The organism is Psychrobacter sp. GW64-MNA-CIBAN-0177 (assembly GCF_040309585.1).
GTDB classification, from domain to species: domain Bacteria; phylum Pseudomonadota; class Gammaproteobacteria; order Pseudomonadales; family Moraxellaceae; genus Psychrobacter; species Psychrobacter okhotskensis.
The window spans coordinates 173,157-191,185 of record NZ_JBEOOY010000004.1; the positions used below are offsets into that span (position 1 = coordinate 173,157).

Sequence of the window (18,029 nt, forward strand, 5' to 3'; positions counted from 1 at the left end):
CTCAGATAGCCTGTTCCTCTAAATTTTTGAGAGTATATTATGTATCCCTACCTACGCTATACCAAGGCTATCATTGATGCGGTTGTCGCTAATAAAAAAGGCAAGTCTTTAAACTTTACTCAGGTCAGTGAAGTCATGATCCGCTGTAGCCTCACAGATATTGATCCCATGATTGAGATGAATAATGGGCGAGTATTAACGGTGTATGATATAGGGCGTACTGATTTTATTATTCGTACAGGTCTTGGCAAGCAGTTGTTCAAACATCGTTGGGGTATGGTAGTCGCGGGCAGTACTATCCAGTACCGTAAGCGTATTCGCTTATTTGACAAAGTCACGATAAAAACCCAGCTGGTCGGTATTGATGAGCGTTGGTTATATCTTGACCATTCGATGTGGGTCAAGGGCAAGCCCTGCTCCTCTGTACTGTTACGCACTGGCGTGACGGAGGGCGGCAAAGTTATCGAGACGGCAAGAGTGTTAGAAGCATTAGGTCAAACGGAATGGAATAAGCCCACTGAACCGTGGATTCAAGCTTGGATAGAGGGCGATAAGGAACATCGTTGGCCACCGATGGGTTGAGGTATAAAAAAAATGTTATAAACTGCGGAAACGAAATATTTCTACGGTTTTTTATTAAATTAATGTTAGTAAATTCTCTATACACTAAGTCATTTGCTAATCCTAAAATATTAGTGATAGATTAGACACATCTAATGTCGATAGAACAACAATAAATGCAGAACTATATTACCAGAAAGCTCGACTACCAAACTCAGGATGAGAGCGGAAAACCTAAAACTGAAGTAATTGAAGATTCACAATTGCTAGACTTATCTGTATCTAATACTATTGTCCTTCTTGCTGATGCAGGCATGGGCAAGACTTTGTTGATGGAAAAATTAGCTGAATCTTCTAAGTATATAACTAAGTTTTTAAGTGCTTCGGATTTGATTCAAAAATCAGTCGAAAGACTAAACATTCAGTCAAACCAAATTTTATTAATAGATGGGTTTGACGAGATACTTTCTACTAAAGATAGTAGTAGTATTAATAGTGTTTTAAACAAACTTGCTAAGCTAGGATATCCAAAATTTATATTAACTTGTCGAAGTATTGAATGGAATAGTAGTAATAAAAACGAAATTCAAAATGACTACAAAAACATATTAACTGCGAACTTAAAAAACTTATCTAGAGAAGATGCTCAGCAGTTCTTGCAATCGCAAGGTTTATCTTCAGAAAATGTCTCTCAGCTTATCCATCAACTAGAAGAAAACAGCTTATCCTCTTTTTATGAAAATCCAAGAAATTTAGCTTTGTTAGTAGCAATTGATTTTTCAGTTAATCCTGTACCCAAAACGAAGGCTAAGCTATTTGAATTGGCAACTGAAAAATTATGGCAAGAGATAAACTTGAAAGCACAGAATGCACTTGGGCTATTACATCAAGATCAGGTTATTGAATGTGCAGGATTAATCTTTTCTATTTACCTATTGGCAGGAAAACAGTCTATTTATAAAGGTATGACAGGCAGCACACCTGATGATGCAATAAGCCTTCACTTTTTAACTGACCTTATAAGTAATGACACGTTAGAATCAACCATACAGTCGCGATTATTTCAATCAGTAGATGCTGACCTGTTTAAGCCATGGCATAGAAGTATTGCAGAATATTTAGGTGCTAAGTGGCTAGCAAAAGCGATGTCTAGTCCTAGAATCAAACGTCATATCCTTTCTTATTTGGTTTTCGATGGTGGCATAATTGCGTCATTGAGGGGGCTATTCGCATGGCTACCTACTTTTAACCCTAATTTATCTGAAATTGTAATCAAAACTGACCCTTACGGGCTGATAGAGTATGGCGATACTAATTACTTCTCAGATAATGATAGTATTTTACTGTTTGATGCTTTGGAAAAGCTAACTATAGAGAACCCTTGGTTTCGCAAAAATAATTATTGGAAAAAAACTAAAGCTAAGGGATTGGTTAGTCGCTCACTACTCAAGAAATATAAGAAATTATTAAGCGATAAAGATGCCAACTTTCATTTTTTAACAACTATACTTGAGGCATTACAAGATGCTGACTTCATTGCAGAGTTAGCTGATGAATTATTTGCAATATTTTACGATGATGGCTGGCCTTACTCTGCTCGTTCTGACTCTTTGATGTTGCTTCATGCCAGCAGCTTGATTAACACCTTTACCGATTTCAATCCTTTAATAGAAAAAGGTAGTCATTCTTCATTAAGGTTAGTTTTTGAGTACGCAATTAAATATGGTTATGATTTAATTACAGATGAACAAGTCATCTCAATAATTATGAAATCTTATAATTTCAGACTTTCTGATGCGAAACGAGAAAGAAGTTTTGTACCTCGCAATGGTAGTGAATACTATTTTTCACAATACCCAGTTGATAGAATTTCTACATTTCTAAAAAACTTACGTAAAGAAATTATTTCTCTGGCTATTGGCAGGTTTGATTTTAATCATGAAGCCGTGAAAGATATCAATAGCTTAATTATAAGTTTTATTCAGCGATATGTAACAGAAAGTCAGCAAAAAATAGATACCGTTATTTTCTATGAAAGTATTTCACTCTTTAATAAGTTCCATACCTTCGGTTCAGATGAAGAGACATCTAACTTTTTCATAGATTACTTCCAACGATACCCAGAGGAAAAGCTAAAGATTCAGAAGTACTATTTGGGACGTTCAAGTGAACATTTTAATTTCTATTTATTTAATCAAACTGTATTGTATTCTCTAATTCCAACAAAGGAAGATGTGGAAAAACTACTAATACACATACAAGCGAAAGATGTAATAGAAGATAACATTAGTAAATGGAAGCACCTTTTAAGTCTCTATTGTGGTAGGGGTATTATCTCTGATGAAATTTATCGACTTGCATTACCTTACGCACAACATAATAAACTCTTAGACTATCTGAACAGCAAAAAGAAGTTTTATCTTTTTGATTGGGAAATAAAAGATAAGCGCTCTAGCCGTCGTAGAAGAATAGATAAGAGGCTAAAATCTAAGAAAATTCAAAACAACTTATTGCCATACAGGACTGAATTAGAGAAAGGCGACGCTAAATTTTGTAATTATCCAGCTCATATTTTACTGTACCCAGACTATGACATTCCTCAAGATGTACAAGTAGTTGAAAAAGTTAAATATATTTTCGGAGATAGTTTGACTGACTCTATATTAAAAGGGTTTGAAGCAAGCCTACATAACTCAGTTCCTACTATATCCGAACTAACAACTCAAAAACGCTATCATATTGAGCCAGTTTTGATAGCTGGAATTTATTGTCGTCTCTTGAGAAACGAAACACTCAGTGATTTATCTGATAATACTATTTTAGCCTGCGCTGTTATTCTAGATTATGAACGATATTTAAGTTTTACATTTTACGATAATGAATGTCCTAAGCTTTGCGAGACTATTAGATATGAAATAGTTACTAGAAGCTTAAAGAAGACAATTATTGATGAAATGTTTATTCCTCAATTTCAGAACGATGGAGCGCTAATAAAAGGCTTGCACTGGGTTCATGGTGAAAATGTAGATGAGCTTTCAATCAACACCATTACTGATTTATTAAATACCTACCCTAAAATTCATGGTGAAGCAAGAAATCAGTTTATCGATACACTTATCAATAACAATGCACTAATAAAAATAAGCGATTTAGTTGTCGAAAAAGCACAGTTGGTAGATGACGATAATGGTGAGCGTATTGAAGAGAATAATAGATGGATATCGTTATTAAGCTTTATTGATGAAAAAATCTTTATGAAGTTTTCACAATGTACTCAATACCCCAAATTACTATTTTGGCATTTAAAAGCGACCTATCACGAGTCACGTTTGACCAAGAACCTTAATATGAGCATCACATTATTGTCTTGGATTGCATATCGCTTTAGTTATTCATTCCCTAAGACTGATATGCCTACTGGTGGCTTCTCGGGAAGTCGACACCCCTACGATGCGAGTAATTTTATTACTTTCTGTCTAACAGAAATTAGCAATATAACCACTCTTGAAGCTCAAGTAGAACTTAGAATGCTCAAAAAATGTGTTCATTCAAGTTACACACTTTTCATTACCAATTTACTAGCAGAACAAGCTAATAATATTAGAGATGCCAATTATCAAGCGCCTATGCTTTCTGACTTACTAAATGTTTTTCAGAATAAAGCGCCTGAGAATTGCAAAGACTTGAAGACTTTAATTTTAGAACTGCTTGATGAGATTCAAAAGAAGGTTAAGTCCAGTGAACTTGACAGCTATAAAATGTTCTATGAAGATGGCAAAAGTAAAAATCCTAAAAAGCCTCATGGCGAAAACTATTGTAGAGATAGATTAGCTGATTTATTAAAACCTTATATTGAACCTTATCATTTCAGGCTAGATACTGAAAAAGATATGCCAGATGATAAACGTGCTGATTTGGTTTGCAATAGTAGTGAGATGCAGTTACCTATAGAAGTCAAAGGACAATGGCACGATGATTTATGGACAGCCATGAATGACCAATTAGGCGACTTATATCTCAAAGAGTATCAGTCTCAAGGACAAGGCATTTATTTAATATTTTATTTTGGCGATGTTCCTCAGAAAAATAAAAAACTTCATACCAATAAAACTGTAGAGCCAAAAACACAAAATGCTAAAGAGCTTCAACAAACCTTGACTTTACGTATTGAAGAAAAATACAAAACAGGTATCGATGTGTTTGTGATGGATCTATCGATTGAAGCAACTTAACTACAAATCCATAGTCAACTATCTTAACTACAAAACTGTAGTCAAAACCAACCTCCATATTCAGCAACTAAATAAACACTATCCAACATACTCATTGCTTACCTCTGTTAAAGTAAGTGAGATAAAAAACCTAACAAAACAAAAAGGACGCCAGTCATGACCTTAATGAATACCCTTAATCTGATCCATCCCATCGTGCAAGCACCGATGGCAGGCGCAACCACCCCTGAGCTGGCAGCAACTGTCAGTAACTTTGGTGGACTGGGGTCGTTAGGGAGTGGGACGACCGCACCAGATGTTTTGCATGATCACATTAATAGCCTTAAATCGCTGACCGACCGCCCCTTTATGGTCAATCTAATGGTGTTGTCTGAGCATGATTCTACTACGTTGGATAGCGCAATTCCTGCTTGGCTAAGTGATTATTATCAAGAAAACAATATAGACATGGCGCTACCTGACCGCCCCGCGCCAAACTTTGCAGAGCAGCTAAAAGTGCTCTATGACAATCCTGTCCCTGTCGCTAGTTTTACCTTTGGCATTATTAGCGCCGAGCAAGTGCAAGGCTTAAAAGATTTAGGCACACGTGTCATCGGTACTGCCAATCACCCATTGGAAGCGAAAGCATGGGCAGAGATTGGCGTCGATGCGGTATGTGTGCAAGGGGTGGAGGCTGGTGGGCATCGCGGTGGTTGGTTGCCGCAAAGTGAAAACGATCCATTGGGATTATTGACGCTAATAAGTCAAACGCGTGCCTGCACCGATATTCCGTTAATCGCGGCTGGTGGCATTATGACGGGACAAGCGATCAAAGCAATTCAAACAGCCGGTGCCGAACTGGCGCAAATCGGCACGGCGTTTTTGACCACCGATACATGTGGTATCAATGACACTTATAAACAAGCATTGCTCGACGCTAGCGAGAATAAACGCAGTAGCGAGACGCGCTTAACACAACTATTCTCAGGTAAGCAGGCTCGCGGTTTATTGAACGATTATTTGCGTGACTTCGCTCAATTTGAAAGCGCGTATGAACTACCGCCCTACCCTCAATTAAATGCAATGACCAAAGTTTTACGTGCACATGCGAAACAAAACCTAGATGCAGAATATCAGTCTCTATGGGCAGGGCAAGGCGTGGCTTTGGTCAGACAAGAACGGACGATTGAATTATTAGAGCGGCTGGTAAAAGAGTGTTAGTTTTCTTGATGTAGAAACAATATTCTAACCAAAAAAAAGAAACACCAGTCTACCTGATGTTTCTTTTTTGGTTTAGAACAAGTATTTTTGACCTAAACAACTACTTCTTTAGTCCTTTTCGAAACGCTTTATAATCATCCGCTGTTTGGTCAAGCGCTTCGACCATCGGTACATGACCGACTTCTGGCATCATAATAATCTGTGATTGTGGGATGATTTCTTTTATCACCTTGACCGTTTCAGGCTTAATGACTTGATCTTTATCACCCCAAACCACTAGCGTCGGAATATTATATTGCGCGATGACTTTGGCACGTTCCTCGACACTATCTGTGACGATTTGCTCAAGGATTTTGGCGTGTAGCTCTTTATTAGCGATACGTTCTTGGGCAAATACTGCTTTGACAGACTTAGGCAAGTAAGGCGGCTTATACATCACAAAATCAAACATTTTGTAGAAGTCTTCTTTGTTATTGACCAGTAGCGGATTGTTCTCTAAAGTCGCGCCTTCTAGCGATTTAGAAATACCTGCTGACCAAAACCCTGCTGTGTCCACTAACCATAGACTTTTGACGTCTTTAGGGTACTTTGCCGCATAAGCGACACTGATCGCCCCGCCCATCGAATTGCCACCGACATGAATGTTTGACGCGACACCTTTGGCTTGCAGCAACTCATGCAAACGCGTGGCCTGCGCCTCCGAGCGATAATCTGCGGTCATAGGCTTGCTAGACTCACCAAAGCCCAGCAGATCAGGAATGATCAGATGATAGCCCTCTAGCTGACTGGCGATGCGCGTAAAGTTATCTTTATTACCGCCAAAGCCATGAATCAATAGTAACGGCTCGCCCGTCACATTCGCGTTTTCGGCATAAACCATTTTGTCGCCAGAAGCTAGGGTCAACGATTTGACTTCTAAATCTGACTTATTGCGCTCATACTGGATAATTTTTTGCGTGGTATTGACCGCTAAAGAATTGGGGGCAGTCGTACAACCCACCACTGATAGACTGAATAGAGCGGCAAGGCCTAAGCGTTTTAATAGCATCGAAACATCCTTATTAAGAGGTAATATGAAAGTGTCTTGTAGACCATGATTCTAACGGCAAACTTATGCTTATATTTTTTAATTGATAACTTTGCAGTCAAAACATTATCCCTTTGCATTTGATAAACAAGACTACCGCTTCCCTGATTACCTTTCTAATCAAGATGCCACACACATTGTCATTTATAATGAGCGTTTTTATTACATTAACGTTTATTTCATTAGGGTCTGTTGAACATTCAAATATCAGGACTGCTGATTGCTAAAATCGTCCCAAACCTTTTATCAAATCAGGCGTAAACCGACAATAATGTCGAGACCTTAGCTAGGTTTACAACAACGTTTGGGGTGATTTTAGTATCAGCCTTTCAGGGCAGGGCTATTTTTTGCCAATACATGGCTAAATTATCTAACCTAGAATGACTAGGCGTCAAAAATTTCACTGCGTATTGTCTAAAAAATAACCACTGCCAGTGCCACATTTGAATGTTCAACAGACCCTACTATTAGATTAGCTACTTAATCTTCTGTTAGGACTCTTTTTTACCATCAACCGAAGCCCATTTGGATGGCGCAAAAGGATGCACATTGAGCGACACTATTACTTCCACTGACAAATCGCGTGACCTTACCGAGGGGTCGATTGCCAAAACCATGCTGCTGTTTGCCTTGCCAACCCTTGGCTCCTCGGCACTACAGTCATTAAACGGCTCGATCAATGCTGTTTGGGTCGGCCGGTTTTTGGGGGAAGAGGCACTTGCCGCAACGGCGAACGGCAATATCTTAATGTTTATCATGATTTCATTCGTGTTTGGTTTCGGTATGGCGGCCACTATTTTTATTGGTCAAGCCATGGGTCAAAACGATGACGTTAAGGTTAAGCGTACCATGGGGACGGCGCTAGGGAGCATTATTCCAATCAGTATATTGTTATCAGCAATAGGCTGGATATTTGCCCCAACGCTACTCGATCTGCTCGGTACGCCGCCAACTGCTTTTGAGCTTGCTTTGACTTATCTGCGGATGATCTTTATTGCGATGCCCGTCACCCTAACCTTTACGCTGATGATGATGGCACTGCGCGGTACGGGGGATTCCACCACGCCGCTTTGGTTTATCGCGATGTCGGTCGTGATTGATCTGATTTTGACGCCGACGCTTATTTTGGGTTTAGGCCCTTTTCCTGAATGGGGTATCTTTGGCTCAGCCGTTGCAACGGCAGTTGCTAATACGTTAGCGCTTATCGGTATGGTCGTCACTATGTACTGGCGTGGTTCGGTGCTGACACTCAGTATGCCAGAGCTGCGCTTTTTGCGGGCAGACCTTGGCATCTTAAAGTCGATGTTTTCCAAGGGCTTGCCGATGGGTTTGCAGATGATCGTCATCTCTACGGCAGCGCTAACCATGCTATCGCTCATCAACCGCGAAGGCGTACAGACGACCGCTGCTTATAGCGCCACCCAGCAACTTTGGACTTACGTGCAGATGCCCGCCATGGCGCTAAGTGCCGCCGCTAGTGCGATGGTCGCTCAGAATATCGGTGCCAATCAATGGAGCCGAGTGGCAGGGATTACCCGCTGGGGGCTTATCTTTAACGTGATATTGACAGGCACTATGATTGGGATACTGACTATTTTTGATAAAACTATTTTAAGCTTGTTTTTGGGTAGTGACAGTGCAGCGGTGCCGGTCGGTCGGCATATCCAAACCATGGCGACGTGGGGCTTTCTCTTTTTTGGGATAGCGCAAGTGTTCTTTGGCACGATGCGTGCCAACGGCTATGTGATCTGGCCACTGTTAGTCATGGTAATTTCGATGTATCCTGTGCGACTTGGTTTTGCTTTTGGCATGTATCCACTACTGGGTGCCGATGCGCTTTGGTTATCATTCCCTGCAGGTATGGTAGCCACCGCGGTCATGGGGGCAGGATTATATCTATACGGTGGCTGGCGCAAAGGCGAAAACTTGTCAAAAGAAGAAGCCGCGCAAGGGTGCGAGGGCTATCGTGCTCAGATAGGCACTTCGGCGTCGTGCCGTGATCTGGCACCGACCACTTCATGGAAGCGCTTACCTTCACTCAGTGTTGCAAGCTTGCGCCAAAAATTTCAGGGTAGCGATTAAACGAATCATAATAAACCGTAGTAGTGATGATCTGGCTTTAATATTACCCAAGTAAAAACCTGACTGCCGCTGCCGCATGAATAGCAGTGGTATCAAATACAGGGATGGGGCTGTCGGCTTGTTTAATCAGCAAGCCAATCTCGGTACAGCCCAAAATCACACCTTCGCATCCTTCATCCGCTAACTGCTCAATGACCTTTATATAATAGGCTCTTGAGCTGTCTTTGAATGCCCCTACGCAAAGCTCGTTCTTAATAATGCGATGCACTTCTGTACGCGCATCACTCTCTGGTATCGCTACTTGTAAGCCTGCGTCAAGCAAACGTTGCTTATAAAAATCCTCAGTCATCGTAAACTGAGTGCCCAGTAAGGCAATTTTCGTCAGACCTTGCGCCTTAATTGCTTGAATAGTGGCATCAGCGATATGAATCAAAGGTAAGTCGGTCACGTCTTGCACCGCATTAAACAGCTTGTGCATAGTATTAGAGGCGATCATTAATCCTTGGGCATCTGCGGCTTGTAAACGTTTGGCACTATTAGCCATGAGTACGCCCAACTCTTCCCACGCTCCTTGCTCTTGCAGCTCATTAATGGGGCCAAAGTCTACGCTATGTATGAGCAAATCTGCTGAATGTAATCCGCTCAGCTTATCCTTTATCCCTTCATTAATCAGACGATAATAGCTCTCGGTACTTTCCCAACTCATACCGCCGATGATGCCTAATGTTTTTTGTTGAGAGTGTCGTTGCTTTTTAGCGGTCATTTTACTGCCTTATTGGTTTGTGGTGATCGATTTTATCTTAGCAAAACTAGCGGGCTTTAGTATGCTAATTATCAAAAATATGCTTTCTCAAGAAAAAACTAGAGTCGTTAAGATATGGCAAACTTTAAGATGAGTAATAACGATTTTACCAATGCCTCATCCCACGATATGATAGTCGCCAATAATTAATAAAGTGGCACAAAACCCTTTACTCCATCAAAAAATCATGCTGATTCAGCTATTTAAGCATGATGCTAACTGTGTAGGACTACATAATATTATGGCAGAGACCTCTACCTTTAAGATACGTACCCGTCGTAAGTACTATCGACTAATTTTTACTGGACTCATGGCATTGATGATGTCGCTCATTATCTCGACGGCATTGATATTGGTCAAAGTAGGCTTTATAGATGGTTTCTTTACGGAGCTATTGCACTCGTGGGGGCTGGCCTTTATTTTTGCGTGGCCCAGCGCTTATATCTGCGCCTACCTAGTGCAAGAGCATGTGTTGAGTAGAATTGAGTTTTATTGAATTAAACGAGCAAGATGAATTTTAAAACTTAAGTCCACCCCTACCATATAAAAACAGCTAAGATAAGCCATACCATTTTTATATAGAGGGCGCTATGACCCAATCAAGGCGTACAATCGAGCAGTTGCTCAGCCAAGGTACACTGCCCATAGAAAAGGCAGATACCGCCGCACTATTTTTAGACGTTTATCCCAGCAAGCGCACATGGCTGCAGTTTTTTGATAAAGCGCTATTGATTATCGGCGCGGTAGCGTTGGTATTATCCCTTGTGCTCTTTATTGCCTATAACTGGCTATATATGGGCAAATTGGCCAAGTTCGCTTTGGTCGAAGGCGCTTTGGTCATCACTATCGCGCTGTATGTGGCGCTGTCCTTTCGGCGTCGTTTTGCCTTTGTTCGGCAGTTGTTATTGCTGATCGCTAGCATCATTACCGGTAGCTTATTAGCGCTGTTTGGGCAGGTGTATCAGACTGGCGCTGATACGTGGCAGCTGTTCTTTGGTTGGGCCGTATTGATTACGCCTTGGGTCATCATCGCCCGTTTCCCTGCGCTTTGGCTGCTGTGGCTTGGGCTTATTAATGCTGTAACTTTATTTTATATCGACACCTCATTGTTTTTTGGCATAGGTTACTACTATCAAGATTTTTGGCAATTCACTGCAATCACTATCATTAATTTTATCGCTTTTTATTTATGGCTGATCTGCTTCGAAGACAAACGTGGTTCAGGACTTTCTAATTTAAAGACATCTAATTTAAGCCTTTCTGACTTGAGCCTGTCTAGCGTTACTACTGATATCACTACCAATAGCAAATTAGACACCTTCAATCTTGCCAGCACTGCCGCCAAATCCAGCCTACATTGGAGTACCTATGTCGTCGGTCTACTCAGTACGTATACCATCACTTATCTGACGATAAGCACCTTTTTTGATAATAAAAATATTCTGCTGTTCTTAGTCGCGGTTTCCTTGTGGCTAGGTTGGTGTGTATTTATGCATTGGCGTTTCCGCAAGCGTACGACTGATTTGCTGATGTTGACTTACTTGTCAGGCTCAGTGATTGCGGTTGTTGTCTTTATTTTAGGCAAAGCACTGCTGAGTGATTTTGACGCTGGCGGTTTTTTATTATTAGGGCTGGTACTGATCGGTATGAGCTCCTATGCCGTCGTCTGGCTACGCAAAGTTGCACGTCTTAAAAAAGAAAACAATGTGCCCCATACCATCGTTAAAGGGGAGCAATTATGACTAATGATATGAACGATGAGCAACGTCGTCGCCTTTTGCTATTACAACAGCACGGATTAATTAACAAGCAAAATGGGAACGATAGCTTGTTAAACCAGACTGAATCTGGAGAGCATACCCCTTGGTTTATCAACATCCTTTTTGGTTTTAGTGGGATATTTGCCAGTTTATTATTCATTGGGTTTTTGACGTTGATATTATTTGAGACTGAGATTTTTGACAGTATCATTGGAGTATTGCTTACTGGCAGCATATTGAGCGCTATTGGCTGGTCTTTATTTTATAATGCCCATTTACGTCATAGCCCATTCTGGAACAGCTTAGCCTTTGCGATTACTGTCGCTGGTCAAGCGTATATCGCCTTTGCCTTATTGACTAATGAGCTTGAACAACCCGTAAATGTAGTCATCTTGCTACTTATACAGCTATTTATGACGATCGTCACGCCCAATTTTATTTACCGTCTATTAAGCGCTATGGTAGCGCTGGGCTGTGTCATCTATCTACTCAACTTCTATCACCTGCCCGAGTTAAGCTTAGGGCTACTGGCGCTTATGACTGCCGTTGCCAACTTACAGCGCTATTCAATATTACAGCACATTTCTGTTAAATGGCGGTCGGCGGCCTTGGATATTAGCAAAGCGCTCTCCTACGCCAGCGCTTTGATGTTGCTCAGTGTTTCGGTGTATTTTATCACGGCTGAATATGGGGGTAGCCCTGATAGCTTTGGCAGCCTTGATAGTTATGGCGACACCTTTAGCTATAACTACTACCTCGCACAAGGTTTACTGACGCTCGCCAGCCTTTATGCAGCTTTGCTTATCCTTAAGCGCTATCAAGTCAAACTGCTATCAGCAGCAGGGTTCATCATTATTTTCGCCATTGCTATATTGGGCGTTATGTCGATCTATGTCTCAGGATTGCTGACGACCAGCCTTATCATCGTCATCGCGGTTGCCAACAGTCAGCGCGTGCTATTAGGGCTAGGTATTACAGCATTAGTCGGCTATATATTTTGGTATTACTATCAGCTCGATACCTCTTTATTGATCAAATCCGCCTCCCTGCTAAGCATCGGTATCGGTTTACTATTGATGCGCTGGTTACTCATAAAACGTTATTTTGCGATTAGTAAAAGGAGTAGCGAAGCACTGACAGTGGCTAACGAGAAGGAGCGCTTGTCATGAGCAAGATAAATAATCCATTGCTGGGGCAAAAGTCTGTAGCCAAGCCGCTACCGTGGTGGCAAAAGCGTACATTTACCATCGGTGTTGCGCTACTGGGTTTGATCATAATATTAGTCATAATGACCGTTAATGTCGCAAAGTTTGAGACCCATTTAGCTACTGGCGACACCGTGCTATTAGAGCTTGCGCCCGTTGATCCGCGCGGCTTTATGCAAGGCGATTATATGACCCTGCGCTATGCGTTAGAAGGTGAGGTACTCAACGAATTAAACGAAAAATTTCCAGAAAATGAATACTACATTAACGCTAGTGAAGGCTACGTCATTGTCGCTTTGGATGAAAATAACGTCGGTACGTTTACCCGTCTAGTCAATGTCATACCGAGCGATTTAGCCGCTAATGAGATGGCGCTTTACTACCGCGTGCGCAATAACGAATTGAAGCTGGCGACTAATGCTTTCTTCTTTCAAGAAGGTCATGCTGAAGCGTTTGAGGTGGCAGAGTATGGCTTGTTTCGCGTGAATGATAGTGGTGAACCGCTACTCACAGATATGGTGGACGGAGTGTTTAAAGTAATTAAGCCTGAAGTTAACGACCTTGAGACCAATAATTTCGAGACTAATCGCTTTGACAATGAAAAAGTCTTTGATGATGACAAAACCTTTGATAATTAAACCTAATAAATGCTCAAAGTTTAATCCCTACAAACAGTGACAACATCAGGTAACCAAAGTTGCCTTGTTAGTCCTCAGGACAATTTGCTAAGGTAATTGCTACTTATTTTTATTACTTATAACGATAATAAAGGAACATCTTATGCAAGCCTACCTTCTCCATAAAGCGGGCGGTATTGAAAACCTAATTTTGAGCAATGTTGATAAGCCGAAGCCAAAAGCCAATGAGCTATTGATTGAAGTCAAAGCTATTAGCATTAATCCCGTCGACGTAAAAATACGCGAGATGCCCAAGCTCCTCGATCAAGTCTATGGCACTGACAGACCGCTGATTTTAGGTTGGGATATCGCAGGCGTAGTCACTGCTATAGGAGACGACGTTACCAATTTTAAAGTGGGTGACAAGGTCTTCGGACTCGTCAATTTCCCTGGTCACGGCAATGCTTATGCCGAATATGTTGCCGCGCCAGCTGAGCATTTAGTCAAGATACCTAATGGCACTTCCTTTGCAGAAGCGGCCGCTACCACACTCGCCGCTTTGACCGCACTACAAGTATTAAGCCCAAGGATAAAGGCGGGTGATAAAGTCCTCATTCATGCTGGTTCTGGCGGGGTTGGCCACTTTGCGATACAGATTGCCAAGGATATTGGCGCTTACGTTATCTCAACCTCTTCTGCTGATAATAAAGACTTTGTATTATCGTTAGGTGCGGATGAGCATATCGATTACGAAACTCAGGATTTTGAAGAGCTGGTCTCGGATCTAGATTTTGTATTAGATGCTATTGGCGGTGACGTGCTTGAGAAGTCATTACAAGTCACCAAGGATGGTAAATCGATCATCTCTTTACCGACGCCGCAGTTCTCCGATAAAGCAAAAAGCTATGCTAAGCAGCATGATATCGATATTGCGTTTTTTAACGTGACCTCAAACGGCGATGATATGCAGACGCTAAAAGAGATGCTGGAAAAAGGGACACTAAAACCACACGTATTCAAAACCTTTGCCTTTACCGATTTAGCACAAGCACACCGTCAAGTCGAGACCAATCGTACCGTAGGTAAGGTGGTGGTTGAGGTTTAAACCTTCAAACTGTTACTAATCTAAAAATACTTATAAACAATAAATAAAGGATTTATTATGCGTAGTGCAACTTATAACGAATTTGGCAAACCAACAGAAGTCCTCAGTTTAGGCGACAGTCCCACTCCAGAACCCAAAGCCAATGAGGTACGGGTCAAAACTATCCTCGCCTCTATTCATAACCATGACTTGCTCACTATTCGCGGTCAATATGGCTTTAAACCAGAATTGCCAGCGATTGGTGGCTCTGAGGCAGTTGGCATTATCGATGCGGTTGGCAGTGAGGTTAAAAGCTTAAAAGTCGGTCAGCGTGTGGCAGCGGCGAGCGTACAAGCGACGTGGGCGGAATACTTCGTCGCCTCAGCCAACATGATATTTCCTGTGCCCGACAGTCTGAACGATGAGATGGCCGCGCAACTTATCGCGATGCCGCTCAGCGCTCTAATGATGATTGAATTCCTAGAGTTACAACCGGGTCAGTGGGTCATCCATAACGCTGCTAATGGCGCGGTCGGCAAGTCACTTGCGATGCTGGCAGCGGCGCGCGGTATCAAAACCATTAACGTCGTGCGCAATAGTGACGCAATAAAAGAATTGGAAGCATTGGGGATTAAAAACAATATCAATACCTCAGATGAAGACTGGCAGGATCAAGTCCGTCATATCATCGGTGATGAGGCAATCAGTGCAGCGGTTGATTCTGTCGGCGGTGAAAACAGTGGCGAGCTATTATCCTTGTTGGGTCATTATGGTACTTTGGCCTCTTTTGGTCTGATGTCAGGTAAGCCCATGGCCATCAATCCTACCGATATGATTTTTAAACAAGCCACCATGAAAGGCTTCTGGGGCAGCAAACTCAGCCAAGAGATGAGCGTGAAGCATAAGCAGCGCCTAGTGAATGAACTCATCGAACGGGCGGTCGATAGCAAATTAAAGCTACCTGTTGAGGCCACTTTTGATTTGGCTGATATCACCAAAGCAGTCGATGGCGAATTGCAATCAGGCAAAAAAGGTAAAGTACTGCTAAAACCTTAAACTGTCGTTAACTTGTCATTTAGCCAGCCTTACTTTTATTGATAATGGCAGCGTTCTTTACAGTGAGAGCGCTGCCATTTTTTATGACAGTTTTTTATAGCTTACCGCTTATAACTTACCTAGTAGTATATTGATAAACAGCGGGCAACGTTCATTTACCAAAGTCAGGTTGCGGGTATCAAGCCCTACTTGTTAAGGTTGATGAGTGATTAATCACCATCATTTAAAGATTAATAATTAACGATAGCTATCTAACAATAAAAAAGGATATAAGTATGCGCAGCGTAACCTACAACGAATTTGGCAAACCGTCAGACGTACTAACGATCATTGACAGCCCAATGCCGGAGCCAAAAGAAAACGAAGTCCGTATCAAGACTATTTTATCCTCCATCCATAACCACGACCTCATCACTATCCAAGGCCAATATGGCACCAAGCCAAAACTGCCCGCACTTGCTGGTAGCGAAGCCGTGGGTACTGTTGATGCTATCGGCGATGGCGTCAAAGGTATGGAAGCGGGTCAACGTGTGGTGGTCACCGGTGTCGAAGGCACGTGGGCCGAGTACTTCACCGCGCCTGCCAGTAGCGTCATTCCTATACCGGACGCCATCGATGATGAAATGGCCGCGCAGCTTATTGCCATGCCGATGAGCGCCTTGATGCTCATTGAGTTTTTAGAACTAGAAAAAGGTCAATGGGTCATTCAAAATGCCGCCAATGGCGCAGTTGGTGAATCGCTTGCGATGTTGGCAGCTGAGCGCGGTATCAATACCATCAACGTCGTGCGTAGTAAAGAGTCAGCAAACGAGCTGACCGAAATTGGTATCACCGAAAACAACGTGGTGAGCGATGATGATGACTGGAAAGATCAAGTCCGTCAAATTATCGGTGATGCAAAAATAAGCGGCGCAGTCGACTCTGTCGGCGGTCAATCTGGCGGTGATTTACTAAGCTTGCTCGGTCATGGCGGTATCATGGCAGCGGTGGGTGCGATGTCTGGTCAGCCACTCGCGCTCAATCCGACTCATCTCATCTTTAAGCAAGCGACCCTCAAAGGGTTTTGGGGCGGTGCATTGATGCAAAAGATGGATGCTGATAATAAAAGCCGTTTGATAAAAGAGCTTATCGAGCGCGCCGCTAGCGGTAAGTTAAAGCTACCAACAGGCGGGATTTATACGCTGGACAATATTAACGAAGCGGTATCTGGTAAGGTACAATCTGGCAAAAAAGGCAAAGTATTGATTAAGCCTTAAGCTGCTGGTTTAAGAGATTCGTTGAAAATACATTCAATATAAAAGCAATAAAATAGGAATAATATAATGTCTAATAATAAAACCTTTAAAGCCTTAGTCGTCGAAGAAACCAGCGACGGTACGTTCGATAAAAGCATTCAAACACGTAACGTCAGTGACTTGCCAGAAAATGACTTGTTGATAGAAGTGCATTATTCCTCGTTAAATTTCAAAGATGCCATGTCGGCATCGGGCAATAAAAGAATTACCAAACAATATCCGCATACCCCTGGTATTGATGCGGCAGGCGTCGTGGTCAGTGACAAATCAGGTACGTTTACCGCGGGGCAAGAAGTATTGGTATTTGGCTATGATTTGGGTATGGATACGGATGGCGGTCTGGGTCAGATGATTTCTATCCCTGCCGATTGGGCGCTCCCCTGCCCGTCGTCGCTGACATTAAAAGAAGCGATGATTTACGGTACGGGCGGTCTCACCGCAGCGTTAAGTGTGCAAAAGTTAGAAAAAATGGGCGCAAAACCCAGTGATGGCCCAGTCGCGGTCACGGGCGCTACGGGCGGCGTCGGTAGTATCAGTATCGCGATATTAAGTCAATTGGGCTACGAGGTTATCGCTTTCTCAGGTAAGCCAGAACAAAGCGATTATCTAAAAGAGCTGGGCGCGAGTGAAGTCCGTCATCGCGATACGATCAATGAAATCGGTAGCAAACCTATCGGTCGTGAGCTGTGGGCCAATGCCATTGATACGCTCGGTGGCGATTATCTAGCTAATTTGCTCAAGCAAACCAAAGCGGGCGGCGCAGTGACCAGTTGCGGCCTAGCGGGCGGTGCGGAGTTTTCGATGACGGTTATGCCATTTATCACCAGAGCAGTGTCATTATTGGGTGTCGACTCGGTTTATATCCCGCTAGCTGATAAAGAAGCTATTTGGCAACGTGTCGCCACCGATATGAAACTGCCTAATCTAGAGAGCTATGGCGAAGAGATTACGCTTGAGCAAACGCCAGAATATCTGGATCGCTTTATGTCGAGTAAGGTAGTTGGGCGTTATGTGGTGAATGTGCGGGGTTAGGGTTTGGCTTAGAACT

At 42.4% G+C, this 18,029-nt stretch carries 14 protein-coding genes; 12 read left to right on the plus strand and 2 right to left on the minus strand.

Features of this window, described 5'->3' with window-relative positions:
* Nucleotides 1-39 precede the first annotated feature (39 nt).
* The 3 genes from AAEY79_RS04615 to AAEY79_RS04625 all read left to right on the plus strand — a co-directional run bounded on the left by AAEY79_RS04615 (nucleotide 40) and on the right by AAEY79_RS04625 (nucleotide 5,993).
* Complete coding sequence (locus tag AAEY79_RS04615; protein WP_352287434.1) at nucleotides 40-582, plus strand: acyl-CoA thioesterase; 543 nt, start codon at nucleotides 40-42, stop codon at nucleotides 580-582.
* 155 nt (nucleotides 583-737) lie between these two features.
* Nucleotides 738-4,793, plus strand: a complete 4,056-nt coding sequence (locus tag AAEY79_RS04620; protein WP_352287437.1) for a hypothetical protein — start codon at nucleotides 738-740, stop codon at nucleotides 4,791-4,793.
* Nucleotides 4,794-4,949: 156 nt separating this feature from the next.
* Nucleotides 4,950-5,993 (plus strand): nitronate monooxygenase family protein, encoded by a 1,044-nt coding sequence (locus AAEY79_RS04625; RefSeq protein WP_201567402.1) that lies wholly within the window; start codon nucleotides 4,950-4,952, stop codon nucleotides 5,991-5,993.
* Between the two features lie 100 nt (nucleotides 5,994-6,093).
* On the opposite strand, the gene AAEY79_RS04630 is transcribed toward AAEY79_RS04625, so the two are convergent.
* Complete coding sequence (locus tag AAEY79_RS04630) at nucleotides 6,094-7,041, minus strand: alpha/beta hydrolase (RefSeq protein ID WP_201567404.1); 948 nt, start codon at nucleotides 7,039-7,041, stop codon at nucleotides 6,094-6,096.
* A gap of 588 nt (nucleotides 7,042-7,629) precedes the next feature.
* Between AAEY79_RS04630 and AAEY79_RS04635 the strand changes: the two genes are divergently transcribed.
* On the plus strand, nucleotides 7,630-9,162 hold the full coding sequence (locus AAEY79_RS04635; RefSeq protein ID WP_173239026.1) for an MATE family efflux transporter: 1,533 nt from the start codon (nucleotides 7,630-7,632) through the stop codon (nucleotides 9,160-9,162).
* Nucleotides 9,163-9,205: 43 nt separating this feature from the next.
* On the opposite strand, the gene AAEY79_RS04640 is transcribed toward AAEY79_RS04635, so the two are convergent.
* Nucleotides 9,206-9,925, minus strand: coding sequence for an aspartate/glutamate racemase family protein (locus AAEY79_RS04640; RefSeq protein ID WP_350588026.1), 720 nt, complete (start codon nucleotides 9,923-9,925; stop codon nucleotides 9,206-9,208).
* Nucleotides 9,926-10,205: 280 nt separating this feature from the next.
* Here AAEY79_RS04640 and AAEY79_RS04645 point away from each other — a divergent pair, with 280 nt between their 5' ends.
* The 8 genes from AAEY79_RS04645 to AAEY79_RS04680 all read left to right on the plus strand — a co-directional run bounded on the left by AAEY79_RS04645 (nucleotide 10,206) and on the right by AAEY79_RS04680 (nucleotide 18,013).
* A complete protein-coding gene (locus AAEY79_RS04645) occupies nucleotides 10,206-10,460 on the plus strand; it encodes a DUF2798 domain-containing protein (RefSeq protein WP_025652927.1) in 255 nt (84 codons plus the stop codon).
* Nucleotides 10,461-10,554: 94 nt separating this feature from the next.
* Nucleotides 10,555-11,706, plus strand: coding sequence for a DUF2157 domain-containing protein (locus AAEY79_RS04650; protein ID WP_350588025.1), 1,152 nt, complete (start codon nucleotides 10,555-10,557; stop codon nucleotides 11,704-11,706).
* The gene (locus AAEY79_RS04655) at nucleotides 11,703-12,893 is read left to right on the plus strand and encodes a DUF4401 domain-containing protein (RefSeq protein WP_201567410.1); all 1,191 of its coding nucleotides are present in this window, start codon (nucleotides 11,703-11,705) and stop codon (nucleotides 12,891-12,893) included. Before AAEY79_RS04650 ends, AAEY79_RS04655 begins: the two co-directional genes overlap by 4 nt.
* A complete protein-coding gene (locus AAEY79_RS04660; protein ID WP_201578142.1) occupies nucleotides 12,890-13,567 on the plus strand; it encodes a GDYXXLXY domain-containing protein in 678 nt (225 codons plus the stop codon). Before AAEY79_RS04655 ends, AAEY79_RS04660 begins: the two co-directional genes overlap by 4 nt.
* A gap of 142 nt (nucleotides 13,568-13,709) precedes the next feature.
* Complete coding sequence (locus tag AAEY79_RS04665) at nucleotides 13,710-14,651, plus strand: NADP-dependent oxidoreductase (protein ID WP_350588024.1); 942 nt, start codon at nucleotides 13,710-13,712, stop codon at nucleotides 14,649-14,651.
* Between the two features lie 57 nt (nucleotides 14,652-14,708).
* The gene (locus AAEY79_RS04670) at nucleotides 14,709-15,686 is read left to right on the plus strand and encodes a zinc-binding dehydrogenase (RefSeq protein ID WP_201582655.1); all 978 of its coding nucleotides are present in this window, start codon (nucleotides 14,709-14,711) and stop codon (nucleotides 15,684-15,686) included.
* A gap of 275 nt (nucleotides 15,687-15,961) precedes the next feature.
* Nucleotides 15,962-16,942 carry a zinc-binding dehydrogenase gene (locus AAEY79_RS04675; protein ID WP_352287445.1) on the plus strand — a complete coding sequence of 327 codons (981 nt, stop codon included), beginning with the start codon at nucleotides 15,962-15,964 and terminating at the stop codon, nucleotides 16,940-16,942.
* 66 nt (nucleotides 16,943-17,008) lie between these two features.
* Nucleotides 17,009-18,013 (plus strand): YhdH/YhfP family quinone oxidoreductase, encoded by a 1,005-nt coding sequence (locus AAEY79_RS04680; RefSeq protein ID WP_350588022.1) that lies wholly within the window; start codon nucleotides 17,009-17,011, stop codon nucleotides 18,011-18,013.
* Nucleotides 18,014-18,029: the final 16 nt, after the last annotated feature.